Genomic DNA, 26,524 nt, shown 5'->3' with positions numbered 1-26,524 from the left:
CCGATGGTACTGCACTCGACAGGGTGTGGGAGAGTAGGACACCGCCGGAACATACATTCAGGTAAGGCCCCCAACCAGCAGGTTGGGGGCCTTACCCATTTTCGAGCCTATTTCTATCGGTTCGACATTTCCCGGAGGCGCTCATCGAGGGTGGCGAGTTGCTCGCTCGTCCCGTGCTCGCGCCATTCCGGCTTTTCGTGGTCGTCGAGATAGGCCCCGTGTTCGGTGAGGGTCAGGCGGGTGCCGGCCGCGGTTTCGGCGAATTCGACCGTGGTGAGCGAGACCGTCACGACGGCGTCGCCCACACCCATCGTGGAGGTGTAGACGATGCGCTCGCCCGGGACGATCTCCTGGTAGGTGGTCGTGAAGGTCATTCGCTTGCCGTCGTGCACGCCGGCGGCGATCTCGCGACCTCCGACTCGGAAGTCGAGTTCGTGCTCGGTGCCGGGTGCACTGAACCATTCGGCCTTCCGTTCCGGTTCGGCCCATGCGCCGAAAACCGTTGCGGGAGTGACGGGGTAGTCGCGTTCGAGGGTGAAGGTGGAATGGACCAGGGAATGTGTGGGCGTCATGACGACTCCTCGGGGTCGGGGTTGGTCCGCTCGGCGAAGGTGGCGCCGAGCGCGTCGAGGCGGCGTTCCCAGGGGGTCTGCCGCGCGTGTAACCAATCCTCGGCGGGCCGCAGCGCATCGGGTACCAGGTGGCAGGTGCGCACCCGGCCGACCTTCTCCGACCGCACCAGGCCGGCGTCCTGCAGTACCTGCAGATGCTGCACAACGGCCGCCAGGCTCATCTCCAGCGGCTCGGCCAGGGCACTGACTGCCGCCGGTCCCCGGCCGAGCCGCTCGAGCAGATATCTGCGGGTGGGGTCGGTGAGCGCCCGGAAGATCAGGTCCAGCCGCTCGGATTGGTTAAGCACCCACTTAAGTGTAGGAGCCTTGCCCTGATAGTCAAGTAGTTACTTAACTGTGGTCGTGTGCGCGTGCTGCTTCGAACGGCAGCCGGTCGAAGATGAAGCGGCTGGTGGTGATTCGGCCGTCGGCGACGGTGACCAGTTCCGCCGCGGGGGCGCTCGGTACCGGGAGGGTCGCGGTGTTGTAGCAGACGAGCGCGGTGGTCTCGTCCCCGAAGGCGGCGAACATCGTCGCGCCGGTGAGAATTCGGGTGAAGGGTTCCATGAATTCGCGGTAAGCCGCCGCGCCCTCGAGGCGCCCCGCGGGTGCGTCGCAGACGATGTCGTCGGCGATGTAGGTCATTGCGCGATCGATGTCCCTTCCGGTCCAGGCTTCGAAATAGGCGAGGGCCACTCGGGCCGCGGGGCTGTCGTCGGCGATCATGTCGTCCTCTTCTCGGGTCGATGGAATCGTTCCCTGATACAGACACCGGCCGGATCGGGAACGGACCGGTTGTCGGTGCCCGATGTGAGGATGGGGCTGTGAGGAAGGGACGATGACGGACTCGTCGATCGCGCGCGGTGTGGATGAGCGGACCTTTCGTGAGCTCACCGAGCCCTACCGTGCCGAGTTGCGTACGCACTGCTACCGGATGCTGGGGTCGATGTACGACGCCGAGGACGCGTTGCAGGAGACGCTGCTCGCCGCGTGGCGCGGGATGGGCGAATTCCAGCAGCGGTCGTCGGTGCGCACCTGGCTCTATCGGATCGCGACCAACCGGTGCCTGAATTTCCGCCGAGCCGCACTGCGCCGGCCGGTCGCGCCGCTGCCCTTCGACGCTCCGGAGCCGACACGTCACGGCGAGGTGAGCTGGTTGCAACCGTGTCCGGATGCGTTGCTGGACCCGCAGCAGGTGCTGACCGCGCGGGCTTCGGTCGAATTGGCGTTCATCGCACTGCTGCAACAACTTCCGCCGCGCCAGGCCGCCGTCCTCGTCCTGCGGGACGTGCTCGAGTTCAGTGCGGCAGAGGTGGCCGACCTCCTCGGGCTCACTCCCATCGCCGTGAAGGCCGCGCTGCAGCGCGCTCGGGAACGGCTGTCTCGCAACGCGGGCGGGCAGCCGGGGCCGGCGCCGGAGTCGCCCGCGGAACGCAGGCTCGGCGAGCGCTTCGCGCGGGCCTTCGAGGCCGCCGATGTGGGCGCCGTGGTCGCGCTGCTCACCGACGAAGCCTGGCTGACCATGCCGCCGTGGCCCCACGAGTACCGCGGCCGCGCGGCGATCGGCGAATTCCTCTGCGGTATTCCGGCATTTCGGGACGGGGCACAGATCCGGCTGCAATCGGTGCGCGCCAATGGGCAGCCGGCATTCGGCTGCTATTCCCGACGGGTGGACGAGACGTTTCAGGCGACCGGACTTCTGGTGACGACGTGCGGTCCGGACGGCATTTCGGCGCTCACGCATTTCCCGCCCGCCGAGAACTTCCCGCGCTTCGGCCTTCCGCTCGCGCTGCCGCCGCGCGGCACGACTATTTCCTGATGGAATCGTTGCGGAAATAAAACCTAGAAAATTCCTTCAAACTCTTCCGTTGTGTAGGTGTTATCGACTATCCTCCGTTTTGGCAAACCATCCGCGACATGAAGAGCGCAGTCATTGCATCGGCGCTCCGACCATAGAGACAACTTCCGGCTAACGCGCGGTCAGTCGGAGGTGTAAGCGAAGGGCCCGATCCATGACGAGGGAATCGGGCCCTTCGGTATTGTCTGGCGCAATGTCACAGGAAACGAACGCGGGTAGGATGTACGCCGGGCAGCCCGTAGAAGACCGGCAGCGGCAGCGACGTGCGCGTTTTCTGGAATCCGGACTGACTGTGTTCGCCAGAGACGGGTATGCCAATAGCTCGGTCGGAGCCATTTGCAAAGACGCCGGACTTTCCTCGCGTCAGTTCTACGAGGAGTTCACCGGGCGCGAATCACTGCTGCTGGAACTCTACGAACAGATCGACCGGGAATCCCGGGCCGCAGTGGTCGCCGCGCTGGACGCGCATGCCGATGCCAGCGCCATCGAGATCATCGACGCCGGGGTGCGCGCTTATATCGAGTCCATCGGGCGCGATCCGCGCAAGGCCCGCGTCACTCTGGTCGAGGTGGTGGGCGCCGGGCCGAAGGTGGAGAAGTTCCGGTTGGAGCTGCGGCGCGCTTGGGGTGCGCTGCTGGCCGGAGCGGCCGAGGATGCGGCGCTGCAGGGCGAGATTCCCAGCGGCGACTACGAAACGCGCATGCTCGCCATCATCGGTGCGGTGAATTACGTGGTCGACGAGTGGAGCGGTTCGGAGCCACGCCGGCCCCTCGACGAGGTGATCAGGGTGTTGCGCCGGGTCATCATGGGTGCGGTCAGCGCCTGATCGACGAAGCATCGTGCCGCCGAACGGGATTCGCTCTAGCATCGATACGTGCATGTTTCGCCGGGGGGCGGGCAGTCCCCGACATTCGTCGTCTGTGGCGACAACCCGCTCGTCCATCAGCTGGCACTGCAGCTGACCACCCGGTTCCCCGACGCCACCGTGACCGCGGTGCTGCCGAATCGCAACGGTAGCTACGTACCGCAGCTGGAGAAGCTGGACCGGGTCCGGATTCTGTGCGCCGAGCGCCTCGACGAAACCGTTCTGCGCGCGGCCGGGGTGGAGCGGGCGCTGGCCCTGGCCCTGGTGGACCAGGCGGATGTGGAGAACTTCCACGCCGCGCTGCGCGCGCACGAACTCAACCCTCGGATCCGGCTGGTCATTCGAATGTTCAACACCGGCTTGGGTTTTCGCATCCGCCGGTTGTTCTCCGACTGTGTGGTGCTCTCGATCTCGGAGATGGCCGCGCCGTCGTTCATCGCCGCGGCCCTCGGCGAGAAGGCACAGGGTTATCTGCGGCTGGGGGAACGCACGCTGTATGTCGCGGCGGTCGGTGATGCGCCGCCGGACCGGGTGGTGTCCGGACTGGCCGGCGGGCCCGGCGCAATCGCGTTGCGCTCGCCGCACGCACCGGCGGACCGGGTGCTGGCGCTGGCCGGGCGGGTGCCGTACTCCCCCGGGGCGCGGCGGCGCTGGCTGAATCAGCTGCGCTATCTGGTCCGCCACGATCTGATCCGGCTGCTGCTGGTGATGCTGATCATCATCGCGGCCGTGTGCGTCATGATGGTGTTGATCGGAAACAGCTGGGGCACAGCGGTATACGAAACACTGCTGGATTCGGCGGGTGCGGCGCAGCCGGAGCCGGGGCGCGAACCGCTGTTCAAGCTCCTGCAACTGGGGGTGGTCTTCACCGGGCTGGCGATGACGCCGGTGGTCACCGCGCTGGTGGTGGGCGGAGTCCTGCGGGCGCAGCTCTCGGAATATTCGATCGACCCCTCGCGAATGGAAAACCACGTGGTGGTCGCGGGATTGGGCAATGTCGGGATGCGCGTGGTGGAACAGTTGCGCGACCTGGGCGTACCGGTGGTCGGGCTGGACTACGACGAGAACGCGCGCGGCATCGCGCTGGCTCGCAGCCTGGGGGTGCCGGTGGTGATCGGGCAGGCCACCTGGGAGGACACACTGCGTGCGGTGGGTGTGCCGAAGGCGCGTGCGCTGGTCCTGCTGACCTCCAGTGACGCGGTGAATCTGGAGGCCGCGATGCTCGGCCAGTCCTACCGTGACGATCTGCGGGTGGTGCTGCGCGTCTCCGACGACGACCTGGCCGACCGGGTACAGCGCAGCCTCGGGAAGGCGGTGGTACGCAGCGTCTTCCAATTGGCGGCCGACGGATTCGCCGCTGCGGTGGTGGAGCGGCGGGTGATCGCGACCCTGACGATCAACCAGGCCACCCTGCTGGTCGCGGAGGTTCCGGTGGAGCCGGGATCGGCGCTGATCGGGCTGCGGATCGCCGACCTCGGATCGGCGGAGCACACCCGGGTCATCGCGGTGCAGCCGGCGGTCGGTGACGCGCTCGAATGGCAGCCCGCGGCGCAGAGGGTGCTCGCCGCGGGCAACCAGCTGGTGGTGGTGGCGACCCGGCTGGGGCTCGAGGAACTGCTGGAGCGTAGTTGCGCACCTGCGGTGAACGACACGGCACGCGAGGCCATCGTGGCGGCGGAAGCACTGGTCGCGGACGCGGCGGAGGAATTGGTGGCCGACGCGGCGGAAGAGTTGGTGGCCGACGCGGCGGAGGAATCGGTCGCGGACGCGGTGGAGGAAGTGGTAGCCGACGCGGCAAGGGAATCGGCGGTCGACGCGGCGAGAGGATCGGTCGCCGACGGGGGAATGGTTGCGGAGGTGGCGGGCCGGTCCGTCGTCGACGCGAAGGCCGGGGGGCTCGCCGGTACGCAGGGCGATGTCGCGGAGGACGCGGTGGATCGGGAGACCGGACAGCGATCCGCGGACGGCTCGGCCGAGCCGGATGCGGTGGGTTCCTGAGGCGGTGAGTTCGTGAGGCGGTGGGCTCCTGCGGCTCGTGCACCGGGCGGCTTGTGAGCTGGTGAAGAAGCGGGCCGGGCGTCGGCGGCCGGGGTGTGGCTCGCGGTAGCGTGCGCGTATGGAGACGATTCCGATCCAGATGCCGGACGGGTCGACGGTGCCGGTGCGGTTCGTCGCCGCGAGCGGTCCGCACCGGCATGCCATCACCGCGGACGCCCCGCGCCCGGTCATCGTGATCATTCCGGGCCTGGGTGTGCCGGGCGAGTACTACGGGGATTTCGCGCGGGAGCTGGCGCGGCGCGGATTCGATGCGGCGATCGGGGAGTTGCGGGGTAACGGTGACAGCCGGCCGAAGCCGAGTTCGTCCAGTACCTACGGCTACCACGAGCTGGTGTCGGTCGATTTTCCGGCGATCTTCGAGGCCGTGCGCACCCGATTCCCGGACAGTACGCCGATGCTGCTCGGGCACAGCATGGGTGGCCAGCTCGGGGTCATGTACGCCGCGCGGATCCGGGGCCGGCTGGGCGGGCTGATTCTCGTCGCCTCCGGCACGCCCTACTACCGGGGATACGGCGGAATCGCCCGCTCCGCAATGCTGGTCGGACCGGCCGCCATCTCGCTGACCGCGAACCTCGCCGGTTTCTGGCCGGGCGATCGAATCACCGCCGGCGGATTCGGCCGGCAGTCCAAGGTACTGATCTCCGATTGGGCGCGGCTGGCCCGCACCGGCCGGTTCGTGCCGGTCGGCGCCGATATCGACTACGACGAGCGCATCGCGCGGCTCACGCTGCCGGTCCTCTCGATCACCGTCGACGGCGACGATCTCACCCCGCGCAGTTCGGCCGCACATCTGCTGGAGAAACTGCCCAAGGCGCGTGTGAGCACCTGGCACGAGCCGAAACCGTTGGGACACAACGGCTGGATCACCGATCCGGAAACGACCGTCGACCGCATCGAGAAGTGGGTGCGCGACCTGTAGCCGAACACCGCCGATTCCGGGGCCGCGGATGCTTCAATAGACGAATGCGCAGGTGGGTCGCCCGCCGTAACCGGTGCTCCGGCCGTCGTCTCGCGTCGGCTCGACCACGAGCGCGGCGGGAATGACGGCGCGGCCGGGCGCCGCCTCCGGATCCACACTCGTCTTGGCGGTGCTGGGTTCCGGTCAATTCCTGATGACCCTCGACAGTTCCGTCATGAACGTCTCGATGGCGACGGTCGCCCACGACGTCGGCACGACGATCACCGGAATCCAAACCGCTATCACGCTGTACACGCTGGTGATGGCATCGCTGATGGTCACCGGTGGCAAGGTCGGGACGATTCTCGGGCGGCGGCGGGCATTCGGCGTCGGATTGGTCGTCTACGGCGCGGGCTCGCTGGTCACCGGGTTGGCGCCGAATCTGGGTGTGCTGCTGCTGGGCTGGTCGCTGCTGGAAGGCATCGGGGCGGCGCTGATCATGCCGGCGATCGTGTCGCTGGTGGCGGCGAACTTCGCCCGCGAACGCCGCGCCGCCGCATACGGACTCGTGGCCGCGGCCGGCGCGATGGCCGTGGCCGTGGGCCCGCTCGTGGGCGGGGCGGTGACGACCTTCGCGTCCTGGCGGTACGTGTTCTTCGGCGAGGTCGTGGTCGTGGTCGCGATTCTGCTGGTGCTGCGCCGCGTGGCAGACGTACCGGCGCAGCGGGTGCACTTGGACCTTCTGGGTTCGGCGTTGTCGGTCGTCGGGCTGGGGGCCGTGGTATTCGGGGTACTGCGGTCCAGCGAATGGGGATGGATTCGCCCACGCCCCGGCGGTACCGAGATCGCGGGTTTGTCGCCGGTGATCTGGTTGATCCTGGCGGGCCTGCTGGTGCTGTACGCCTTCCTGCGGTGGCAGAACCGGTTGGTGAGTTCCGGCCGGGAGCCGCTGGTCGACCCCCGGTTGTTCGGCAATCGCCGGCTCGGGGGCGGGTTGGCGATGTTCTTCGCTCAGTTCGCGGTTCAGGCCGGAGTGTTCTTCTCAGTACCGCTGTTCCTGTCGGTGGTGCTGGAATTGAGTGCGCTCGAGACCGGCGTGCGCATCCTTCCGCTGTCGATCGCGCTCGTCGCCGCCGCCGCGGGAATTCCCAAACTAGCGCCGCGGGCGAATCCACGGCGGGTGGTGCGCCTCGGTCTGGGTTCGATGATCATCGGAATCCTGTTGCTGGCCGGCGGCATGGATCCCGGAGCGAATGCCGCGGTGGTGTCGGTGCCGATGTTGTTCATGGGCCTGGGACTGGGGGCCCTCTCCTCGCAGCTGGGCGCGATCACGGTATCGGCAGTGCCGGATTCGCAGAGCGCGGAGGTCGGCGGGCTGCAGAACACCGCGACGAATCTCGGCGCCTCGCTCGGCACCGCGCTGATCGGCTCCATTCTCATCGCCACACTTACCTCCTCGGTGATCAGCGGGATCGAGAACAACCCCGCGGTCCCGCCCTCGGTCGCGCAGCGGGCCGGAACCGAACTGGCCGATGGCGTGCCGTTCCTGTCGAATACCCAACTGCAACAGTCGCTCACCGCCGCCGGAGTCGATCAGTCGACCGCCGACGCGGTGGTCGCGGTCAATTCCGATGCCCGGCTGCTGGCGTTGCAGGTGGCCTTCGCGGTGACGGCGATGCTGGCCGTCATCGCGTTGTTCTTCACCGGCCGGCTGCCGCGGCGTGCCGTCGGCTCCGATCCGGACGCCGACACCGCGGCCGGCGAGCGGACCGGAGCCGGGTAGCGCTACCTGGCTGCCAGATTGCCCCGGTCGACACCGCCCTGGTCGACATTGCCCTGGTCGACGCTGCCGGATCCGGCATTGCCTGTGCCGGAGCCGTTGTGACCGAGTGCGCGGGCCTTCAGTTGGGCGAACTCGGTCGCGTCGATCGTCCCGGAGTCCAGCAGGGCCTTGGCGTCGGCGATCTGCTCGGCGGGCGACTTGCCCGCCACCTGACGGATGTAGTCGTCGGCCGCCTGCTTGGCTTCCGCATGAGCGTGCTGGGCCCGCTCGGCCATGCCCTTTCCGCGCGCGACCAGATAGACCAGAGCCGTGATATAGGGGAATATCACCAGGCAGATCACCCATGCGGCCTTGGCGATGCCGGAGACCGTGTGATCGCGGAACAGATCGGTCAGGATCTGGAACAGGATGATCAGGTAGGCCACGAAGGCGAACACCAGAATCGTGTACCAGAGGTAGTCCCAGAACGTATCCATGATGTGTGTGCTCCTCTCGAGAACCCGCTACCGAACCGCGGTGGTCGGCGAGGTGGCCGAATCGGTGAGTCGCTGACGGGCAAGCCGTTCGACGAGTTCCGGTAGGGCCGGGACCGATGATCCGCGCAGGTCTCGGAGGGCGCTCGCGACAGCGATCTCGACGGCCCGGCGCGGCAGTCGAGCGCCGAATTCGGCAATGAGCCGATCTACGGTGTCCGCCGGCCCGACCGCTGTCGGTGTGCGCACTGCGAATCCTGTCGTTCTCGGTCCCCGAACCGAGAATGGCAGTGCGGTGGATCACACTCCAGAGGCCAAAGGCCCTGGTCGCTGCGGGCCGTTGGTCATCTGTTTCGCGAGAGAAGGACGGCGCCGGTCAGGCGGTGGTCCGGCGCTCGATCAGCATCTGGGTGAAGAACTCGTAGATCAGCGCGGATTGGAAGGCCATCTGCTTGTTGTCGGCCGCGCCGCCGTGACCGCCCTCGATGTTCTCGTGGTACCAGACGGTCCGGCCCTGAGATTCCAGCAGTGCCGCCATCTTCCGGGCGTGGCCGGGATGGACTCGGTCGTCGCGGGTGGAGGTGGTGAGCAGGATCGGCGGGTACGGGCGTGCCGGATCGGCCGCCATCGCCCGCTGATAGGGCGAATACTCGCTGATGTACTGCCACTCCTCGGGCTTGTCCGGGTCGCCGTATTCGGCGATCCAGGACGCGCCGGCCAGCAGCAGGTGGTAGCGGTTCATATCCAGCAGCGGCACCTGGCAGACGATGGCGCCGAACAGTTCCGGATAGCGGGTCAGCATCACGCCCATCAGCAGGCCGCCGTTGCTGCCGCCGACCGCACCGAGTTGTTCCGCGGTCGTGATATCCCGCGCGACGAGGTCTTTCGCGACCGAGGAGAAATCCTCGTAGACCTTGTAGCGGTTGGCCTTCTGCACCTGGGTGTGCCATTCGGGTCCGTACTCGCCGCCGCCGCGGATGTTGGCCATCACCCAGGTGCCGCCGCGTTCGAGCCAGCCCATTCCCGAGGCGCCGCTGTAGCCGGGGGTGCGGGAGACCTCGAAGCCGCCGTAGCCCGAGACGACGGTCGGGCCGGGCCGGCCCTTGTGGTCGCGGTGGCGAATCACGAAGTACGGCACCATGGTTCCGTCGTCGGAGCGCGCGAAGAACTGTTCGGTGTCGATGCCCTCGGCGTCGAAATACGCCGGTTCCCTCTTGAGGGCTACCGCCGGGCTGCCCACCGAACCCGCCAGCAGTGTCGCCGGGGTGGTGAAACCGCTTGTGGTGAGCATGAATTCGTCACCGCTCTCCAGCGGATCCAGATTCATGACGTTGGTGGTCGCCATCGGCGGGGTGTCGGCGAGCGGTTCGCGGGTCCAGCCCGCGCCCGGGGCCGTCGCCGTGCCGGGGGTCAGGACGTACAGCTTGGTCTGCACGTCCTCCAGCGTGATCAGCAGCAGGTGGTTCTCGGTCCAGCCGTAGCCGTGCAGTGAGGTGTGCGCGTCGGGTTCGAAGACCACCTCGAAATCGCGTGCGCCGCCGAAGAAGTCGTCGATGTCGATGGCCAGCAGGGCGCCGGCGGGGTAGCTGCGCCCGCCCACCTCCCACGGCGATTTCAACTGCACCAGCAGCCAATCCTTGTACCAGGACTCGGAGGCGTCGGTGGGTACAGCGATATGCCGCAGCGTGCCGTCGGGGTCCAGCAGATAGACCGATTCGTTGAAGAAGTCGGTGGCGCGGGCGACGTAGTGGCGCTCGTATCCGGGCGTGCGGTCGTAGCCGGCCGAGACCATCACATCACCCGGCTCGCCCTCGAAGACGGTCTCCGCCTCCGACAGCGGGGTGCCGCGGCGCCAGCGCTTGGCCAGCCGCGGATATCCCGAGTCGGTGAGCGTGCCGGGGCCGAAATCCGTTCCCACGTAGACGGTGTCGGCATCGATCCAGCGCACCTGTGATTTGGCCTCGGGCAGGTGGAAGCCGCCCGCTGCCGCCGGGCGGAATTGCCGTGTGGTCAGATCGAATTCGCGCACCACCTTGGCGTCGGCCCCGCCGCGGGACAGGCTGATCAAGGCCAGTTTCTGCTCCGGGCGCAGCACCGCCGCCCCGCCCCAGACCCAGTTCTCGTCCTCGGCCGTGGCCAGGGCGTCCAGGTCGATGAGCACATCCCAGGCCGGATCGTCACCGCGATATTCGTCGAAGGTGGTGCGCCGCCACAGCCCGCGGGGGTGTTCGGCGTCGCGCCAGAAGTTGTAGAGCCAGGGTCCGCGTCGCGTCGGGTACGGGATGCGGGTGTCGGTGTCGAGCATGGCGAGGATGCGATGGTCGAGGGCGTCGAACCGGTCGGAGGTGGCGAAGCGTTCGATCACCACCTCGTTGTGTGCCCGCGCCCACGACAGGGCACGTTCGCCGGTGACATCCTCGAGCCACAGGTACGGGTCGGTCGTTTGCTCGGCGCCGCTCATGGGTCACATTGTGGCCTACCGATCGGTCCGCCGACGGGCGAGAGGTGCGGCGGGTGCGTCGCGCCGCCGTGTCCGGTCGCCGCGTGCGGTCACGACTCCGTACAGTTGCGGGACGCCTCGGCGACGCCGAAAGGAGGACCGCGGTGGCACATCCGCTCTGGGAGCAGCACTGCTGCCTGCCGATCCTCCCGTCCGCCGATGTCACCGAACTGGCGCGCTATCCGGCCGGCTCATACCTGTCGGTGAATGTGGGGTACTCACTGCATTCGATCGAGGATGCGCTGGCCATGATCCACCTGTTGCGCCGGAAGGCGCTGGCGGACGGGCATTTCCGGCTCGTCGAGTCCGTCGGCGACGCCGAGGTGACATCCGGTGCCCGAGGCCGCATCGCGCTCGCCTTCGATCTGGAGGATTCGCGGCCGCTCGATGGCGATCCGGACAACATCGCGCAGTTCCATTCGCTCGGCGTGCGTTCGCTGCTGCCGACCTACAACCACGCCAACGCGGCCGGCGGCGGGTGCCTGGACCCCGACGATCGCGGCCTGACTCCCTACGGCCGCACGATCATCCGCACGCTCGGTGAGGTCGGGATGTTCGCCGACGGGTCGCATTGTTCGCGGCGGACCGGACTGGATATCGCCGAGGTCGCGGGTGGGCCGATGATCTACAGCCACTCCAATTTCGCGGCGCTGTGGCCGCATCCGCGCAATATCGGCGACGACCAGGCGCGTGCCTGCGCGGCGACCGGTGGGGTGATCGGCATCAACGGCGTCGGAATCTTTCTGGGCCGCAACCGCGTCGAGGGGCGGGCCGCGCGCATCGAGGCGATGGCCGACCACATCGCCTACGGTGCCGATCTGGTCGGTGTCGAGCACATCGGGATCGGTTCGGACTTCTCGTTCGACGGAGACCAGTTCAACGCGGAGATCGCGGCCGCGCCGGAGAACTTCTCCGAGGACTACACGCGGTGGGGGCCGCTGCAGTGGGTGCCGCCCGAGGATCTGCTCGGGCTGCCGCCACATCCGGGGACGGATGTGGACAACCCGGATGCCCGGCCCGGCGTCGCCGGATTGGACGAAGTCCTGGCCCGCAGGGGTTTCATCGACTCCGAACGCGCGGCGATCTTCCACGGCAATTTCGCCCGTGCCGCACGAGAGGTCTGGAAGTAGACGCACGCTGTGGCCGCCCTCTCACCCCTGCGGGGGATGGATGAGTGAGCTTTCGGCAACAGCGCTAGGCTCGTTCCCGTGACTTCCCACTACGATGTCGTCGTTCTCGGCGCTGGTCCCGGCGGTTACGTCGCCGCGATCCGCGCCGCTCAACTCGGCCTGCGAACAGCGATCGTCGAGCAGAAATACTGGGGTGGCGTGTGCCTGAACGTCGGGTGCATTCCGTCCAAGGCACTGCTGCGCAACGCGGAGCTGGCCCATATCTTCACCAAGGAAGCGAAGACGTTCGGTATCTCCGGGCAGGCGAGCTTCGACTTCGGTGCCGCCTTCGACCGAAGTCGTAAGGTGGCGGACGGCCGGGTCAAGGGCGTCCACTTCCTGATGAAGAAGAACAAGATCGACGAGTTCGACGGGAAGGGCACCTTCACCGACGCGAACACCCTCTCGGTCGAACTGAGCAGCGGCGGCACCGAAACCGTCACCTTCGACAACGTCATCATCGCCACCGGCACCGAGACCAAGCTGCTGCCGGGCACCTCGCTGTCGCAGAACGTGGTGACCTACGAGGAGCAGATCCTGACCCGGGATCTGCCGGGGTCGATCCTGATCGTCGGCGCGGGCGCGATCGGTATGGAGTTCGGGTACGTCCTCAAGAACTACGGCGTGGACGTGCGGATCGTGGAGTTCCTCGACCGCGCGCTGCCGAACGAGGACGCCGACGTCTCCAAGGAGATCACCAAGGCGTACAAGAAGCTCGGCATCACCATCACCACCGGTGCCTCGGTGCAATCCATCGAGGACAACGGTTCCAAGGTCACCGTCTCGATCAAGGACAACAAGTCCGGTTCGGTCGAGACCGTCACCGTCGACAAGGTGCTGCAGGCGGTCGGTTTCGCGCCGCGGGTGAAAGGCTTCGGCCTGGAGAACACCGGTGTGCAACTGACCGAGCGCGGCGCCATCGCGATCGACGACTACATGCGCACCAACGTGCCGCACATCTACGCCATCGGCGATGTCACCGCGAAGCTGCAGCTGGCGCACGTGGCCGAGGCGATGGGTGTGGTCGCGGCCGAGACCATCGGGGGCGCCGAGACGCTGCCGCTGGGTGACTACCGGATGATGCCGCGCGCGACGTTCTGCCAGCCGCAGGTCGCCAGCTTCGGCCTCACCGAACAGCAGGCGCGCGACGAGGGTTACGACGTGAAGGTCGCGACCTTCCCGTTCACCGCCAACGGCAAGGCGCACGGCCTGGGTGATCCGACCGGTTTCGTGAAGCTGGTCGCCGACGCGAAGTACGGCGAGCTGCTCGGTGGCCACCTGATCGGCCCGGATGTGTCGGAGCTGCTGCCCGAGCTGACGCTGGCCCAGAAGTGGGACCTCACCGTCAACGAACTCGCGCGCAACGTGCACACCCACCCCACGCTGAGCGAGGCGCTGCAGGAGGCGTTCCACGGTCTCGCGGGTCACATGATCAACTTCTGATCTCCGCGCTGACGGCCCGGTATCGGCGAATACGCCTGGTACCGGGCCGTTTTCGTGTCCGGGCGATCAGTCGCGGTGGTAGATGTCCTGTGCCGCCGAGATGACGTCGATGTTGTCCTCGAGGATCGCGATCAGGCCGTACAGCTGATCGGCGACCTGTTCGCCCAGTTCGGTGAGGGTGTATTCGACGCGCGGGGGGATGGTCTGCTGGACCTCGCGGTGAATCATGCCGTCGCGTTCGAGGGCCTGCAGGGTTTGCGACAGCATGCGTTCGCTGATGCCGTCGACCCGGCGCCGCAGCGCGCTGAAACGGTAGGGACCTTCACGCAGCGCGACGAGGGCCAGTGCGCCCCAGCGGCTCGCGACATTCTGCAGCACCGGCCGGGAGCGGCAGTTGCGCGCGAAGACGTCGGCTTCCAGGGTCGGATCGGCGTCGTCCGCCGATCGCAGTTGCCGGCTCGTCATGCTCTCGATGCTACCCATCGCTGCGGTAGTGAACTTTTCATCTGTAGCGCGGGAATATCATGTACTAACTAATAGTTAGTGCAGATGTTTCGTACACCAGATCTGGAGGTTGGGTTATGACCGTCGCCGTCACCGGGGCAAGTGGGCAGCTGGGCCGTCTCGTCGTCGAGGCACTGTCGAACAGGAATGCGGGGCCCGTCGTCGCGGTCGTCCGGGACCCGGCCAAGGTCGCCGACCTGGCCGAGCGCGGTGTGCAGGTGCGGCAGGCCGCCTATGACGATCCGGAAGCGCTGGACCGCGCCCTCGCGGGTGTGGATCGGCTACTGCTGGTGTCCGGCAACGAATTCGGTGCGCGGGTCGACCAGCACACCACTGTCGTGCGCGCCGCCGAGCGGGCCGGTGTGCAGCTGCTGGCCTACACCAGCATTCCGCGCGCCGAGCGGAATCCGATGATTCTCGCGCAGGAGCATCGCGGCACCGAAGAGGTGATCGCGAAATCCGCTGTGCCGCATACTTTCCTGCGTAACAGCTGGTACTGGGAGAACTATCTGAACGGTCTCGACGCGACTCTGGAATCGGGCGTGCTGTACGGCTCGGCCGGGGCCGGACTGGTATCCGCCGCCGCGCGAGCCGACTACGCCGAGGCTGCCGCGGTGGTTCTGACCACCGAGGGTCATGCGGGACAGGTCTACGAACTCGGTGGTGACGAGCATCTGTCGCTCGCCGATGTGGCGCGGGTGATCTCGGCGGCGTCCGGCAAGCCGGTGCGGTATCAGGATCTGCCGCAGGACGAGTATGTGGCGGGCTTGGAAAAGGCCGGCGTGCCCGGAGATTTCGCGCGGGTGCTGGCCGATTCCGATGCCGGACTGGCTGCGGGATGGCTGGATGTGACCAGCGGCGATCTACAGAAACTGATCGGCCGGCCGTCGACGGCCGCGGCCGAGGTGCTGGGTGGCGCGCTCGGCCGCTGACCAGGTCAGGATCCGGTCGCGCCCGCGGCGTAGGTGCTCGGATCGCCGACCCACTGGACCAGTTGGATGATGATGCCGTTGGGGTCGACCGCCTGGAAATAGCGCTCGCCCCACGGCTCGGTTTCGATCGGTGTCACGATCTCGACCCCTTCGGCTCGCACGCGTTCGTATTCGGCGTCGATCTCGTCGACCGTGAAGACGATCAGCAACCCCTGGCCGGCCGCACCCGCGACGCGGGCCGGTTTGAACGTGTCCAGCCCGGCGCGCAGGAAGATCACGTGGAATCCGGCGTCGGGGCGGGTCATCGAGACGAATCCGTCGGCCGACATGTCGACGGTGAATCCGAAATGGGTGCCGAGGAATTTCGCCGACGCGTCCGGGTCGGCAACGTTGAGCGAGACGGCGGATGCGGTGATGTTCACGGTCCTCCTCGGGGCGGGCACGCGGCACGGTGCTGCGCGATCCGAAATTCTATACTACGTATACTGTACCTAGTAGAGAGTTATTCCCGCCGCTGGGCGGCGCGCGCGACTCGATACGATGCGCACGACGCCGAACCGCGGCGGCACGGCAGGCGAAACCGGGAGATCGGGTGCGAGAGAATTCGGCCGAGGAGCGGCCCCGCCGGGCGCGCGCCGCCGGTGAGCGATCCAGCGCCGGCGATCCCGCTCGCACGCTGGAGTTGCTCTGGCGGCAGCCGGGCCGCGCGTCCGGGCGCGGCCCCAGACAGCGCAGCAGCGTCGACGAGGTCGTGGCGGCGGCGGTGGATATCGCCGATGCCCAGGGGCTGGAGGCGCTGACCATGCGGGCGGTCGCCGCGAAACTCGGGCTGACTCCGATGGCCACCTACACCTATGTGCCCGGTAAGGCCGAGCTGCTCGACCTCATGCTCGATGCGGTCTACGGCCGGATGCCGCGCACGGACCTGGCCGGAAAGTCGTGGCGCGAACGCGTGTGCGCCGTCGCGCAGGACAATCGCTCGATGCTCGCCCGCCACCGCTGGGTGGCCGGGGTGCCGACCACCCGGCCACCGCTGGGTCCGGGCCTCGCCGCAAAATACGACCACGAACTGAGCGCCTTCGACGGGCTCGGACTGAGCGATGTAGAGATGGACGCGGCGTTGACCTACCTGCTCGGCTTCGTCACCGCGGTGGCGCGCATCGCGATCGATACCGATCGTGCGGCCGCCGACAGCGGGCTGTCGGATCGCGAATGGTGGGAACGCACGGCCCCGGTCCTGGAACAGGTCTTCGATCCGCAGCGTTATCCGCTGGCCGCGCGGGTCGGCTCGGCCGCCGGACAGGCTCACGACAGCGCCTACAGCGCCGAACACGCCTGGAATTTCGGTCTGGCGCGCGTCCTGGACGGCCTGGCCGTCCTCATCGAACGATCCGGGGTTTCCGACTGAGCCGCCGAGTCCGTCCGCCTCAGTGGTCGGTCTGGATCCGAAGGGTGGTGATGGTGCTGGCCAGACCTTCGTATTGGTTTGCCAGCAGGACGATTTCGATGAGGCGCTTCTCGTCGTAGTGCTGCGCCAGGGCCGACCAGGCGGCATCGTCGACGTCGCGGGTAGTGACCAGTTGGTCCACCGCCGTGAGCAGCGCGCGTTCCTTGTCCGACCAGCCCTCGGCTTCGGGCCCGGTGCGCAGGCGCGCCAGGATGTCCTTGGTGACACCGGCGCGTTTGCCCAGGCGGATGTGGTGGTCGGTCTCGTATTCGCAGTTCCGCAGATGTGCGACGCGCAGGATGACCAATTCGGTCTCGTAGCGCGACAGTTTGCCGCCGGGCATCAACCGGCCGGAGAAGTGCAGCCAGCCGCGGAACAGGCCACCGGTGCGGCCGAGCGTGCTGAACAGGTGGGCGTCGTCGGTACCCGCCGCGCGGGAAAGCACCTGCCAGACAACCCAATTCACCGGGCCCAGTTCGCGCAGGCGACCGGGTGCGATCCGTGGCTCCGTCGACACCATGCCCCACGCTAACAAAAATGACGCGCATCGGTGGCTGCCTCGCTGGACCGTCGCGCGTACCTGCGGTCTCGGCGAGCTTCGCGGGCCCGGGCCGACAGATTCCGGCTGTCGGCCCGGGGCATATCACCGCTGAGCGGCCAGGAGGATCAGGTCGGCCACGGCGCCGGGTTTGGACACGGAAACCGCGTGCGACGCCTGGACTTCGACGGTGTGCGCGCCCGCCCGTTCGGACATGAACCGCTGCGACTCCACGGGGATGTTCTTGTCCTCGGTGGTGACCAGGGAATAGGCCGGGACGGCGCGCCATGCCGCTGCAGAAGCCGGCTGTTCGAGCGCGGCGAGCGCGACCGGGCGCTGGGTGATCGCCATCGTCGCGGCGACGTCGGCCGGCACGTCGGCGGCGAACTGGGCGGGGAATTCGTCCTGGCGGATGTGCAGTTCGGTGCCCGCCGCCCCGGGAAGCGGGTGGGCGACGGTGGTGGGTGCGAGCGTGGAACCGGGGAACTTGCCGGTCAGTTCCAGGGCGTTCTCGCCCTCCGTGGGAATGAAGGCCGCGATGTAGACCAGGGCCGTGACCGCGGGCTTGTCGTGCGCGGCGACGGTGATGACGCTGCCGCCGTACGAATGACCCGCGAGAACGATCGGGCCCTCGACGGTGTCGAGGACCGAAGCCACGTAGGCGGCATCGGTGTCGAGGCCGCGCAAGGGGTTGGCGGCGGCCAGCACGGCGTAGCCCTCGGCGCGCAGGCGTGCGATGACGCCGTTCCAACTCGAGGAATCGGCGAAAGCGCCGTGGACGAGGACGATGGTCGGCTTCGTGGTCATGGACATGCTCCTCTGGAGGATCGGATCGCGGCTCCTCGAGTCTCGATCACTCGCCGTGGCCTCGCCCCTCGCTGTGGGCCAGGTATCCACTGAATCGGGACATCGCCCGACCAGCGCGAAATATGCCGGAGTTCGGTGGCCGTCCGCTCAGCGCAGGACGTACGGCGAGATCGAGCTGCGGTGCTCGCTGATATCCAGGGACTTGCCCAGCGGCGGGAACGCGCGCTGCGGACAGTTGGCGCGTTCGCAGACACGGCAGCCGGCGCCGATCGGGGTGGCCTGGGGATCGGTGAGGTCCAGGCCGTCGGCGTAGACCACGCGTCCGGCGTGGCGCAATTCGCAGCCCAGGCCGATGGCGAAGGTCTTGCTGGGCTGCCCGTAGCGGGTGGCGCGCCGCTCGACCGTGCGCGCGATCCACAGATATTTCCGGCCGTCGGGCATCTGGGCGATCTGGGTCATGATCCGGCCGGGATAGGCGAAGGTCTCGTACACATTCCACAGCGGACAGGTCCCGCCCGCGGAGGAGAAGTGGAATCCGGTGGCGGACTGGCGTTTCGACATGTTTCCCGCGCGATCCACGCGGACGAACGAGAAGGGCACCCCGCGCAGTTTGGGCCGCTGCAGGGTGGAGAGCCGGTGGCAGATCGTTTCGTAACTCTGCGCGAAGAACGCCGACAGCCGCTCGATGTCGTAGCGGAAATCCTCGGCGACCTCGTGGAAATGCGAGTACGGCAGCACCGTGGCCGCGGCGAAATAGTTGGCGAGGCCGAGTTTCGCGAGCGTACGGGTGTCCTCGGAGGCGAAATTGCCCTCTTCGACCAATTTGTCGATCAGATCACCGCATTCCAGATATGCCAGTTCCGTGGCCAGTTTGAACACGCGCTGACCGCCCGACAGATGCGGGGCGATCTCGAGCTTGCGGGCCTCGGGGTCGTAGCGGTGCAGCACACCCTCGCCCAGGTCGATCCGCTCCACGATCTGCACGCCGTATCCGGTGGTGAGCCGGCGGGTGAGCTCGCGCCGCAGATCACCGCCGTGCAAGCGCATGCGGGTCGCCAATTCCTCTGCGGCGGTATCTAATTCGTGGATGTAGTTCTGGCGCTGATAGAAGAAGTCGCGCACCTCCTCGTGCGGACGGGAGATGGCGCCCGAGCCGCTGCCGTCGGAGAAGCGGTCCTCGGTGGCCGCGGCCAGTTGCGCGGTCGTGTTGCGGTAACGGCGGTGCATATTCACCAGCGCCCGGGCCAGACTGGGATGGGCCGAGACCATATCGGCGATCTCCTGCGCATCGGCCTCGATGCCGAGTTCGGTGTCCATCACCACCTCTTGCAGCTCGGCGATCAGGCGAGTGTCGTCCTGGGAGGCGAAAAAACTGGTGTCTACGCCGAACACCTCACTGATCCGCAGCAGTACCGGTACCGTGAGCGGACGCACGTCGTGTTCGATCTGGTTGAGGTAGCTCGCCGAGATCTCCAGCTTCTTGGCGAGTGAGATCTGGCTCAGCCCCCGTTCGGTGCGCAGCTGTCGCAGTCGCGCCCCGACGTAAGTCTTGGCCATATGCCCAGACTATGGACCTTTCGCAAAGCTGCCAATGGAGAATTAGCAGTGGACTCGAGCTATATGTCACACCGAGCGGCTACCGTCGAGTCCGTGCTGCTTTCGGATGTGGTCGCGGCGTCGGAATCGGTGCGGGCATCGGCGTCGCGCAAGGTCAAGATCGCGGGTCTGGCCGAACTACTGGGCCGGGCCGAATCGGACGAATTGATGCCGGTCGTCGCGTGGATTTCCGGTGAGCTACCGCAGGGCAGGCTGGGCGCGGGCTGGCGTACGGTCGCCGGCATCGAGGTGGAGCCCGCGCCCGAATCGACGCTCACCGTCGCCGCGGTCGATCAGGCGCTGACGGAATTGGCGGCCGTGGCCGGATCCGGATCGGTCGCGCGGCGGCGGGAACTACTCACCGCCCTGCTCGCTCGGGTGACCGCCGACGAACGCGCTTTCTTGATTCGCCTGCTGACCGGTGAGCTGCGCCAGGGCGCGCTGACCGCGATCGTCGCCGAGGCGGTGGCCCAGGCGGCCGATGTGCCGGCCGAGCTGGTGCGCCGGGCCTATATGCTCTCCGGCCGCCTGCCGGTGACCGCCGCCGCGGCCATCGCCGGCGGCGCGGAGGCGCTGTCGGAATTCCGGCTCGAGGTCGGCCGTCCGATCCAGCCGATGCTGGCCTCGCCCGGCGCCACACTCGACGATGTGCTCGGTGAATTCGAGGGTGACGTGAGCGTGGAGCACAAACTCGACGGTGCGCGGATTCAGGTGCACCGCAAGGGCTCTCAGGTCTGGGTGTTCACGCGCACGCTGCGCGACATCACCTCCGGCGTGCCGGAGCTGGTGCAGCTGGTCTCCGAATTGCCCTGTGACAGTGTAGTTCTCGACGGCGAGACGCTGGCGCTCACGGACTCCGGCCGGCCGCGTCCGTTTCAGGAGACGATGAGCCGGTTCGCCGCCGACCCGGCCTCGGAGGAGCCCCGACTGACGGTGAACTCGACCAGGGAACTGCTGTTGCATCCGTACTTCTTCGACTGTCTGCACCTGGACGGCCGGGATCTGCTCGATGCCCCGCTGCGGGAGCGGCGCGTGGCGTTGGCGAAAGTGGCGGGCGCGCAGATGATTCCGGCGTTGATCGACCCGGAGCCCGAGGCCGTCGCCGAATACTTCGACGGTGCGCTCGCCGCGGGGCACGAGGGCATCATGATCAAATCGCTGTCCGCACCGTATGCGGCCGGACGCCGCGGCCGGGCGTGGCAGAAGATCAAACCGGCGCACACCCTCGATCTGGTGGTGCTCGGCGCCGAATGGGGATATGGCCGCCGCACCGGCTACCTGTCGAATCTGCACCTGGGCGCGCGCGATCCGCACGGGGGCGATCCGATCATGGTCGGCAAGACCTTCAAGGGGCTCACCGACGCGCTGCTGCAGTGGCAGACCGCGGAATTTCCGCGCCACGAGCGCGCCCGCGACGGCCACACCGTCTATCTGTGGCCGGAGTTGGTCGTCGAGATCGCTCTCGACGGGGTGCAGACCAGTACGCGCTATCCCGGCGGCGTGGCGCTGCGGTTCGCGCGGGTGGTGCGGTATCGGCCGGACAAGGAGCCCGCGCAGGCCGACACGATCGACGCCGTGCGCGCGTTGATGCCCGCCGGACCGGAGGTGGGGGCGACCGCCTGACGGGGCGTCCGCTTGCCAGCCGTTTCACAGGAACATCCGGGGCAATCTCGAGGATGTCGGCGCAGGATCGGTGTGTCGGGTCGCCCGATGCGGATCGACTGCCCTGATCCGCTCATCAGCCATCGGCGGCGTCGGTCCCTCGCCCGCGCCGCCGTTCGGCCGGTGGTTCATTCCTCGTCGCGGTGACCGCTGAGATCCGGCAACCGGCACAGGCCGGCGGTCACCTCACCGGCCAGATGGTCGTAGGCCACCGCCAATTCCGACAGCCGCCGCCAGGCGTCGTGCATGACGTATTCCGGTTCGTGCGTCAGCGTCAGATAGGCCAGTGCGGAGAACTGGGCGAGCCGGTCGATCACGGTGCCGACCGTTTCGGTGTGCATGCGTGCGCCGCCGTGTGCCCGGGGTAATTCGGTGGCGACCCAGCGATCGATATCGGAAACCAGTTGGGCCCGATCGCGATCGATGTCCAGGGTCGGCCCGGGCGCGGCGGACAGTCTCTGCTCGTGCAATTCGCTGAGGCGGCACGCGCATTTCAGCACGGGGTGACCGTCGTAGGTCAGACCCCGGCAGGCCTCGAGCAGGAGGTGTTTGGGTGGGAGCGATTCCACGACCGTAATACTCCACGCCCAATGTTTCTGATTGGCATCGCTGCGTCGGTGAGCTCGGCCGAATGCCGCTGAGTCTCAGTGCGTTCCGCTGTCCAGGTCGGCCACGGTGGAGCTCGCCGTGTCGAGCATGCCGTCGAAGGCGTCGAGGACCGGGACGTGGAGGTAGGCGCTCTGCAATCGGGTGCGGCTCGGGCGGTCTTCCGGGCTGACCGCACCGCGTGCACGGCGGAGATCGGCGAGACCGGGCCCGAAGCCGGCCTCGGCGAAGGCGGCTTCGATACTGCCGGGCTCACCCGGCTCCAAAGGCGTTGCCGCGACGACGAAGCCGAAGGGCGCGTTCTCGTCGGGGAACATGTCCGCCGTTTGTCCCGCGGTACTGGTCAAGCCCAGGGCGAAGTAGTCGTCGCCGAGCGCGCGGCGCAGATAGTGCCCCATCGGGAATCCGGCCAATTGCTGCCCGTCGAAGGAGACCGGCTCCTTCTGGATATGGGCGTTGTGCGCGGCCAGGACGATCCGGGTCCCGGGTTCGCGATGTCGCAGCTGCCACAGGACCGAGTCGGCCATATAGCTGTCGCGGGCCGAGGTATCGGCGGCGAGCCCGGTGCCGGCGAAAAGGTCTGCCATGGCGCCGAATCCGTAGTCGGCGTGGCAGGCGGCCTCGAGACGGTGACGGGCGATGTCGTAGCCGCGCTGATCGCTGCGGGACACGTACAGCGATTCGACGGCGCGGAAACGGATCAGCAGGCGCGCGAGATTCGCGCTGAGGGTGTCCCGATCGCCGGCCGGGATACGCGACCACGCCGGCGCGGCCGAGGCCGCGGAGGCGCCGGCGAAGGAACCGGCGATTCGCATCGCCGTCTCGACCGCCGGCAGCGCCTGCGGATCGACCTCGCGCAGGTAGTCCGCGACCGGGCCCAGCGCGGGGAGCAGGGAGCCGCCGGCCGCCGGAATGTCGATACCCGCGAAGCGCACCGGCGTGGCGCCCGTGCCGTTGTACCGGCGGATCCAGCGCAACGGTTCGCCGACTCCCACCGGGATGGTCCCGGCCAGGTGGTCGGCCAGATCGTCGTCGGTTCCCGCGCCCTGCGCCCAGTCGTCGAGGAGGAGGCCCTCGCTGAAGCCGTACTCGAAGGCCAGGACGGTGAAGCCGCAGCGTTCGACCAGGAAGCGCAGAAGGCGCTGCCGCATCCGCTGGAACTCGGTGATGAAGTGAGAGTTCTCGCCGATCGCGACCACCCGGGCCGCGCCGATGATCTCGCGCAGCGGTTCCAGGTCGTCGAGCGGGCCGTCGGGGTCGAGGTGGGTCAGCGGCACGGCGTGGTCGCGCAGCCAGTCGGCGAGCGAGACGGGAGTGGATGATTCGGGCATGCGGTTACTCGGTTCGGGAGGGCTGTGCGGGTGCCGCTTTCTCCAGGTCGTCGACGGTGCCGGACATGATCGTGCGGACGTGCTCGTCGATGTGCGCGAGCGGCCAGTCCCACCAGGCGAGGGCCAGCAGGCGGTCGATGTCGGCCGCGCTGTAGCGGTGGCGGATGAGCCGGGCGGGATTGCCGCCTACGATGCCGTAGTCCGGGACGTCGGAGGTCACCACGGAACCGGCGCCGACGACGGCGCCGTGACCGATGCGCACTCCGGGCAGCACCGTGGCGCCGTAACCGATCCAGACGTCGTTGCCGACCACGGTGTCGCCGCGATTGGGCAGCTCCATGAGGAGGTCGACGTGCCGGGACCATGCGCCACCCATGGTCGGGAACGGGAAGGTCGAGGGCCCGTCCATGCGGTGGTTGGCGCCGTTCATGATGAATCGCACGCCGGTGGCGAGGGCGCAGAACCTGCCGATGACGAGCTTTTCCGGACCGTAGTGGTAGAGGACGTTGCGGGTTTCGAACGCGGTGGGATCGTCCGGGTCGTCGTAGTAGGAGTATTCGCCGACCTCGATCAGCGGCGAGGTGACGAGGGGTTTCAGCAGGACGACTCGCGGCTGCCCGGGCATCGGATGCAGCGTGGTGGGAGCCGTGACGGGAAGTTGTTCGGGCATGCGGAATCCCTTCTGTCCGTGGCTGATCGGAAAGTGCGAAAACCGCGACTACCGCTTTAATGCGACGAATGTTGCTTTAGGATGATGGCATACTCCCTCCCGCCGAGCAACCGGATGAAACGACGATGAAATCTGCAGCGAACGAGCCCGCGCCCGGCCGGCGGCCCGCGTCGCGACCGGGCGGACGCACCGCCCGCATCCGCGAGCATGTGCTGGCCGCGGTGCAAGCGGAGCTGACCGAACACGGATACGACGCGCTGACCGTGGATACGGTGGCGGCACGGGCGGGCGTGCACCGCACCACGGTGTACCGGCGCTGGCGCGATGTCGGCGGGCTGATCGCCGACGTCTTCGCGGCGGCGAGCGATCTGGACTGGCAGCCGCGCGATACCGGTTCGCTGACCGGCGATCTCACCGAGCTCAACCGGGAGATCCAGGATTCGCTGACCGAGGAGTCGTCGATCGCGTCGGCGTTGATCGCCGTGTCGTTCCGCTCCGAGGATGCGGCCCGGGCGCTGCGGCAGCTGTGGGAGGACCGCTACGCACAATGCGAGATCGTCGTCGAGCGGGCGATCGCCCGCGGTGAGGTTCCCGCCGAAACCGATACGCGCGCAGTGCTTGTCGCGGCAACGGCACCGCTGTATCACCAGCTGGTGTTGTTGCGGACCCCGGCCGATCCAGAGGGGCCGCGGCGGGCCGCCACCGCGGCGGTGCTGGCGGCGCAGGCGGGTGCGTTCGCCGCGGGGTAGGGATTACGCGTCGCCGCCGTAGAACTCGGCGACGGCGGCGAATGCGGCTTTGGGTTCCCAGGTCATATCCGGGTAGGTGGTGCCGTGGCGGTCTTCGAATACTTTCACGATGCCCAGCCCGGCGAGGTCGAGGTCGTCGCGGGGGTCGCCGTCGGGTCGGTGGGGATGGCTGTGGAGCGCGAACAGGAACACGAAGGCGGAATCCACCCCCTCACTGTCGAAGATCTCGAGCAGGTCGCTGAGGTAGGCGGCTTGCCCGGCCTCGTCGCGCACATAGTCGCCGTCCAGCCGGACCGGCGCACCCGTGACGGGGTCGTATTCGACGATCTCCATACTGCGCGGCGCCACGTCGGCCGAACCGTGCCAGGTCGCGGTGCCGAATCCGGTGATCGCCAACGGTTTTCCCTGAGCGACCAGGGCGCGCACGCCGTCGCGAAACCGGTCGGCGACCTCGGCCGAGCGGATCAGCTCGACGGAAACGAAATCGAAAGGCGCCCAGTCGATCTGCTCGTACGGGATCGCGCAGTAGGTGAGTTTGCCGAGGAAGTGGCGCCGCACCGCGGCCACCGCGTCGCGCAGGAAGTCGTCGAGGCGGGCGCTCACCTCGGCTATCCGGTCACCACGCTCGCCGGGCTCGGAGAACAGGTGACCGACGCGATCCATCGCGGTCTCGCCCGGTAGGAAGCCCCGGTTCATCAGTGTCAGTTCGACGCCGGTGACGAAGACGACCTCCGCGCCGGTGCGGCGAATGCGCTCGGCGCGCTGCGCGCACTCGCTGAACAGCGCGAGGATCTCGTCGGTCGTCAGCTCCAGTGGGTACGGCGAGAACCAGACCTCGAGGCCCAGCTCCGCGGCGTAGCCGGCGGCGAGTTCCAACCGCTCCGAATCGCCGCCGGTGATCTGGACGGCCGTGCAGTGCAGATCGTCCCGAATGACGGCCAGTTCCCGGCGGACCACCGCTGGGTCGAACTCCGGCCGGGATGTACTGCCGTTGCGGACGAACCCGGTGTCGTAGGTCATTCCTTTGCCTCGCATGGATGGGCCCTTCTGTCTGGCGCGAGTGGGTACGTCACCAAGCTAAGCGCAAAAAGTGCGTGCACGCAATTTTGCGTGGACGCAGATATGGCATGATGGACCCGTGACCACGAGAGCCGTGACGACGAAGACGACGGGCTTGCGGGAGCGCAAGAAGCAAGCCACCCGGGTGGCGCTGCGCGAGGCGGCGATGCGGCTGGCCCTCGAGCGCGGGCCGGACAACGTGCGGGTCGAGGACATCGCCGAGGCCGCCGGGGTATCGCCGCGGACGTACAACAACTATTTCTCCAGCCGGGAAGAGGCGATCGTCGCCGCCGTCGGCGCGGACCGGGAAGCGCGGGTCGCCGCGGCGATCGCCGGTCAGCCCGCGCGGGCACGGCTGGCCTCGGCTGTCACCGAGGCGATCGTCGCGCAGTACTCCGATCCGGGCGACGAACATCGAGACGCCCTGGTGCTGATCACCACCCACCCGGCGCTGCGCACGGCGTTCCTCGGCGCCACCGCGGCGATCACGCCCGCACTCGAGGATGTGATCGCCGCACGGGTGGGGGACGTCGGCGGGCTCACCGCGCGGGTCCTCGCCGCCGCCGTCGCGGCCGCCGTCCGCGTCGCCCTCGAACAATGGCTGCGACCGGTCGAAAGCATCGCCGGCTTCGTCGTGACCGCCGGATCGCTGCCCGAGCAGCTGCGGGCGGCGCTGGCTCCGCTCGCCCCGGCATTCGACGCGGCCGAGGGCAGGTGACCACGCACCCCGCGGGGGTGCGCGGTCACACGTTCAGCCCAGATCCGCCGCCGCGGATTCGTTGCCGGACAGGCTGATTCCGAGATTCGCGGCGGTGCGGTCGATGTCGTCGTCGCCCTGCTGCAATTCGATCGTGGCGCCGTCGGCCGACAGCACTTCGACGTTGAGGCACAGCGACTGCAGTTCCTTGAGCAGAACCTTGAACGATTCCGGGATACCCGGCTCGGGAATGTTCTCGCCCTTGACG

Annotated in this window: 27 protein-coding genes and 1 pseudogene; 12 read left to right on the top strand and 16 right to left on the bottom strand. The window is 67.8% G+C overall.

Annotated elements, in window-relative coordinates:
• Nucleotides 1–113: 113 nt before the first annotated feature.
• From IG65_RS0132360 to IG65_RS0132350, 3 genes are read right to left on the bottom strand one after another with little or no spacing between them, the layout of a single operon-like run.
• Nucleotides 114–572, bottom strand: a complete 459-nt coding sequence (locus tag IG65_RS0132360) for an SRPBCC family protein (RefSeq protein WP_030518748.1) — start codon at nt 570–572, stop codon at nt 114–116.
• Entirely contained in the window at nt 569–919 is a 351-nt protein-coding gene (locus IG65_RS0132355; protein ID WP_030518747.1) for a helix-turn-helix transcriptional regulator, read from the bottom strand. Before IG65_RS0132355 ends, IG65_RS0132360 begins: the two co-directional genes overlap by 4 nt.
• A 43-nt stretch (nt 920–962) precedes the next feature.
• On the bottom strand, nt 963–1,337 hold the full coding sequence (locus IG65_RS0132350; RefSeq protein ID WP_030518746.1) for a nuclear transport factor 2 family protein: 375 nt from the start codon (nt 1,335–1,337) through the stop codon (nt 963–965).
• Between the two features lie 112 nt (nt 1,338–1,449).
• On the opposite strand from IG65_RS0132350, the gene IG65_RS0132345 reads away from it, so the two are divergent.
• The 5 genes from IG65_RS0132345 (at nt 1,450) to IG65_RS0132320 (ending at nt 8,073) form a co-directional block, all read left to right on the top strand.
• Complete coding sequence (locus IG65_RS0132345; protein WP_030518745.1) at nt 1,450–2,430, top strand: RNA polymerase subunit sigma-70; 981 nt, start codon at nt 1,450–1,452, stop codon at nt 2,428–2,430.
• Between the two features lie 232 nt (nt 2,431–2,662).
• On the top strand, nt 2,663–3,295 hold the full coding sequence (locus IG65_RS0132340; RefSeq protein ID WP_228799583.1) for a TetR/AcrR family transcriptional regulator: 633 nt from the start codon (nt 2,663–2,665) through the stop codon (nt 3,293–3,295).
• Between the two features lie 48 nt (nt 3,296–3,343).
• Nucleotides 3,344–5,332, top strand: coding sequence for an NAD-binding protein (locus tag IG65_RS39700; protein WP_051757285.1), 1,989 nt, complete (start codon nt 3,344–3,346; stop codon nt 5,330–5,332).
• A 118-nt stretch (nt 5,333–5,450) separates the two neighbouring features.
• Nucleotides 5,451–6,311, top strand: a complete 861-nt coding sequence (locus IG65_RS0132330; RefSeq protein ID WP_030518742.1) for an alpha/beta fold hydrolase — start codon at nt 5,451–5,453, stop codon at nt 6,309–6,311.
• Nucleotides 6,312–6,432: 121 nt separating this feature from the next.
• The gene (locus IG65_RS0132320; protein ID WP_030518741.1) at nt 6,433–8,073 is read left to right on the top strand and encodes an MFS transporter; all 1,641 of its coding nucleotides are present in this window, start codon (nt 6,433–6,435) and stop codon (nt 8,071–8,073) included.
• 86 nt (nt 8,074–8,159) lie between these two features.
• Here the strand turns inward: IG65_RS0132320 and IG65_RS0132315 are convergent.
• The 3 genes and pseudogenes from IG65_RS0132315 to IG65_RS0132305 form a co-directional block, all read right to left on the bottom strand.
• Nucleotides 8,160–8,549, bottom strand: a pseudogene (locus IG65_RS0132315) (SHOCT domain-containing protein); the annotation flags it as partial.
• Nucleotides 8,550–8,576: 27 nt separating this feature from the next.
• Nucleotides 8,577–8,795, bottom strand: coding sequence for a three-helix bundle dimerization domain-containing protein (locus tag IG65_RS39955; protein WP_030518739.1), 219 nt, complete (start codon nt 8,793–8,795; stop codon nt 8,577–8,579).
• Between the two features lie 127 nt (nt 8,796–8,922).
• Nucleotides 8,923–11,007, bottom strand: a complete 2,085-nt coding sequence (locus IG65_RS0132305; protein WP_030518738.1) for a prolyl oligopeptidase family protein — start codon at nt 11,005–11,007, stop codon at nt 8,923–8,925.
• Nucleotides 11,008–11,150: 143 nt separating this feature from the next.
• On the opposite strand from IG65_RS0132305, the gene IG65_RS0132300 reads away from it, so the two are divergent.
• A complete protein-coding gene (locus IG65_RS0132300) occupies nt 11,151–12,176 on the top strand; it encodes a dipeptidase (RefSeq protein ID WP_030518737.1) in 1,026 nt (341 codons plus the stop codon).
• Nucleotides 12,177–12,254: 78 nt separating this feature from the next.
• Nucleotides 12,255–13,658 carry a dihydrolipoyl dehydrogenase gene (lpdA, locus tag IG65_RS0132295; protein WP_030518736.1) on the top strand — a complete coding sequence of 468 codons (1,404 nt, stop codon included), beginning with the start codon at nt 12,255–12,257 and terminating at the stop codon, nt 13,656–13,658.
• 66 nt (nt 13,659–13,724) lie between these two features.
• On the opposite strand, the gene IG65_RS0132290 is transcribed toward lpdA, so the two are convergent.
• Complete coding sequence (locus IG65_RS0132290; protein WP_063032415.1) at nt 13,725–14,123, bottom strand: helix-turn-helix domain-containing protein; 399 nt, start codon at nt 14,121–14,123, stop codon at nt 13,725–13,727.
• A gap of 116 nt (nt 14,124–14,239) precedes the next feature.
• On the opposite strand from IG65_RS0132290, the gene IG65_RS0132285 reads away from it, so the two are divergent.
• Nucleotides 14,240–15,094 (top strand): SDR family oxidoreductase, encoded by an 855-nt coding sequence (locus IG65_RS0132285; protein ID WP_030518734.1) that lies wholly within the window; start codon nt 14,240–14,242, stop codon nt 15,092–15,094.
• A 5-nt stretch (nt 15,095–15,099) separates the two neighbouring features.
• On the opposite strand, the gene IG65_RS0132280 is transcribed toward IG65_RS0132285, so the two are convergent.
• The gene (locus IG65_RS0132280; RefSeq protein WP_036526377.1) at nt 15,100–15,516 is read right to left on the bottom strand and encodes a VOC family protein; all 417 of its coding nucleotides are present in this window, start codon (nt 15,514–15,516) and stop codon (nt 15,100–15,102) included.
• 170 nt (nt 15,517–15,686) lie between these two features.
• On the opposite strand from IG65_RS0132280, the gene IG65_RS0132275 reads away from it, so the two are divergent.
• Entirely contained in the window at nt 15,687–16,502 is an 816-nt protein-coding gene (locus IG65_RS0132275; protein WP_051757284.1) for a TetR/AcrR family transcriptional regulator C-terminal domain-containing protein, read from the top strand.
• 19 nt (nt 16,503–16,521) lie between these two features.
• On the opposite strand, the gene IG65_RS0132270 is transcribed toward IG65_RS0132275, so the two are convergent.
• From IG65_RS0132270 to ramB, 3 genes are all read right to left on the bottom strand, one after another.
• Entirely contained in the window at nt 16,522–17,061 is a 540-nt protein-coding gene (locus tag IG65_RS0132270) for a carboxymuconolactone decarboxylase family protein (protein ID WP_030518731.1), read from the bottom strand.
• Between the two features lie 123 nt (nt 17,062–17,184).
• Complete coding sequence (locus tag IG65_RS0132265; RefSeq protein ID WP_156055895.1) at nt 17,185–17,886, bottom strand: alpha/beta fold hydrolase; 702 nt, start codon at nt 17,884–17,886, stop codon at nt 17,185–17,187.
• Nucleotides 17,887–18,033: 147 nt separating this feature from the next.
• Nucleotides 18,034–19,443 (bottom strand): acetate metabolism transcriptional regulator RamB, encoded by a 1,410-nt coding sequence (gene ramB / locus IG65_RS0132260; protein WP_030518729.1) that lies wholly within the window; start codon nt 19,441–19,443, stop codon nt 18,034–18,036.
• Nucleotides 19,444–19,536: 93 nt separating this feature from the next.
• On the opposite strand from ramB, the gene IG65_RS0132255 reads away from it, so the two are divergent.
• A complete protein-coding gene (locus tag IG65_RS0132255; RefSeq protein WP_030518728.1) occupies nt 19,537–21,105 on the top strand; it encodes an ATP-dependent DNA ligase in 1,569 nt (522 codons plus the stop codon).
• 167 nt (nt 21,106–21,272) lie between these two features.
• Here the strand turns inward: IG65_RS0132255 and IG65_RS0132250 are convergent, their stop codons facing one another.
• The 3 genes from IG65_RS0132250 to IG65_RS0132240 form a co-directional block, all read right to left on the bottom strand.
• Entirely contained in the window at nt 21,273–21,713 is a 441-nt protein-coding gene (locus tag IG65_RS0132250; RefSeq protein ID WP_036526375.1) for a DUF4254 domain-containing protein, read from the bottom strand.
• 75 nt (nt 21,714–21,788) lie between these two features.
• Nucleotides 21,789–23,081 (bottom strand): erythromycin esterase family protein, encoded by a 1,293-nt coding sequence (locus IG65_RS0132245; protein ID WP_030518726.1) that lies wholly within the window; start codon nt 23,079–23,081, stop codon nt 21,789–21,791.
• A gap of 4 nt (nt 23,082–23,085) precedes the next feature.
• Nucleotides 23,086–23,751, bottom strand: coding sequence for a CatB-related O-acetyltransferase (locus tag IG65_RS0132240; protein WP_030518725.1), 666 nt, complete (start codon nt 23,749–23,751; stop codon nt 23,086–23,088).
• A 125-nt stretch (nt 23,752–23,876) separates the two neighbouring features.
• Between IG65_RS0132240 and IG65_RS0132235 the strand changes: the two genes are divergently transcribed.
• The gene (locus tag IG65_RS0132235) at nt 23,877–24,500 is read left to right on the top strand and encodes a TetR/AcrR family transcriptional regulator (protein ID WP_030518724.1); all 624 of its coding nucleotides are present in this window, start codon (nt 23,877–23,879) and stop codon (nt 24,498–24,500) included.
• A 3-nt stretch (nt 24,501–24,503) separates the two neighbouring features.
• Here IG65_RS0132235 and IG65_RS0132230 read toward each other — a convergent pair whose 3' ends face one another.
• Nucleotides 24,504–25,535 (bottom strand): hypothetical protein, encoded by a 1,032-nt coding sequence (locus tag IG65_RS0132230; protein WP_030518723.1) that lies wholly within the window; start codon nt 25,533–25,535, stop codon nt 24,504–24,506.
• A 103-nt stretch (nt 25,536–25,638) separates the two neighbouring features.
• Between IG65_RS0132230 and IG65_RS0132225 the strand changes: the two genes are divergently transcribed.
• Nucleotides 25,639–26,277, top strand: coding sequence for a TetR/AcrR family transcriptional regulator (locus tag IG65_RS0132225; protein WP_231509574.1), 639 nt, complete (start codon nt 25,639–25,641; stop codon nt 26,275–26,277).
• A 33-nt stretch (nt 26,278–26,310) separates the two neighbouring features.
• Here the strand turns inward: IG65_RS0132225 and IG65_RS35390 are convergent.
• A partial coding sequence (locus IG65_RS35390) for a hypothetical protein (protein WP_036526373.1) occupies nt 26,311–26,524 on the bottom strand: 214 nt, incomplete at its 5' end.

Origin of the sequence: Nocardia sp. NRRL WC-3656, from assembly GCF_000720265.1 — a bacterium.
GTDB lineage: Bacteria > Actinomycetota > Actinomycetes > Mycobacteriales > Mycobacteriaceae > Nocardia > Nocardia nova.
The sequence above is the reverse complement of the archived record's forward strand: the minus strand, read 5'-3'. Positions and strand labels throughout refer to the sequence as shown.

Coding starts and splice junctions, on each gene's coding strand:
- IG65_RS0132330 (WP_030518742.1), top strand. CDS start 5,451: ATGGAGACGATTCCGATCCAGATGCCGGACGGGTCGACGGTGCCGGTG.
- IG65_RS0132240 (WP_030518725.1), bottom strand. CDS start 23,751: ATGCCCGAACAACTTCCCGTCACGGCTCCCACCACGCTGCATCCGATG.
- IG65_RS0132265 (WP_156055895.1), bottom strand. CDS start 17,886: ATGACCACGAAGCCGACCATCGTCCTCGTCCACGGCGCTTTCGCCGAT.
- IG65_RS0132245 (WP_030518726.1), bottom strand. CDS start 23,081: ATGCCCGAATCATCCACTCCCGTCTCGCTCGCCGACTGGCTGCGCGAC.
- IG65_RS0132270 (WP_030518731.1), bottom strand. CDS start 17,061: ATGGTGTCGACGGAGCCACGGATCGCACCCGGTCGCCTGCGCGAACTG.
- IG65_RS0132290 (WP_063032415.1), bottom strand. CDS start 14,123: ATGACGAGCCGGCAACTGCGATCGGCGGACGACGCCGATCCGACCCTG.
- IG65_RS0132235 (WP_030518724.1), top strand. CDS start 23,877: ATGAAATCTGCAGCGAACGAGCCCGCGCCCGGCCGGCGGCCCGCGTCG.
- IG65_RS0132340 (WP_228799583.1), top strand. CDS start 2,663: ATGTCACAGGAAACGAACGCGGGTAGGATGTACGCCGGGCAGCCCGTA.
- IG65_RS0132360 (WP_030518748.1), bottom strand. CDS start 572: ATGACGCCCACACATTCCCTGGTCCATTCCACCTTCACCCTCGAACGC.
- IG65_RS0132285 (WP_030518734.1), top strand. CDS start 14,240: ATGACCGTCGCCGTCACCGGGGCAAGTGGGCAGCTGGGCCGTCTCGTC.
- IG65_RS0132345 (WP_030518745.1), top strand. CDS start 1,450: ATGACGGACTCGTCGATCGCGCGCGGTGTGGATGAGCGGACCTTTCGT.
- IG65_RS0132230 (WP_030518723.1), bottom strand. CDS start 25,535: ATGCGAGGCAAAGGAATGACCTACGACACCGGGTTCGTCCGCAACGGC.
- ramB (WP_030518729.1), bottom strand. CDS start 19,443: ATGGCCAAGACTTACGTCGGGGCGCGACTGCGACAGCTGCGCACCGAA.
- IG65_RS0132350 (WP_030518746.1), bottom strand. CDS start 1,337: ATGATCGCCGACGACAGCCCCGCGGCCCGAGTGGCCCTCGCCTATTTC.
- IG65_RS0132305 (WP_030518738.1), bottom strand. CDS start 11,007: ATGAGCGGCGCCGAGCAAACGACCGACCCGTACCTGTGGCTCGAGGAT.
- IG65_RS0132320 (WP_030518741.1), top strand. CDS start 6,433: ATGACGGCGCGGCCGGGCGCCGCCTCCGGATCCACACTCGTCTTGGCG.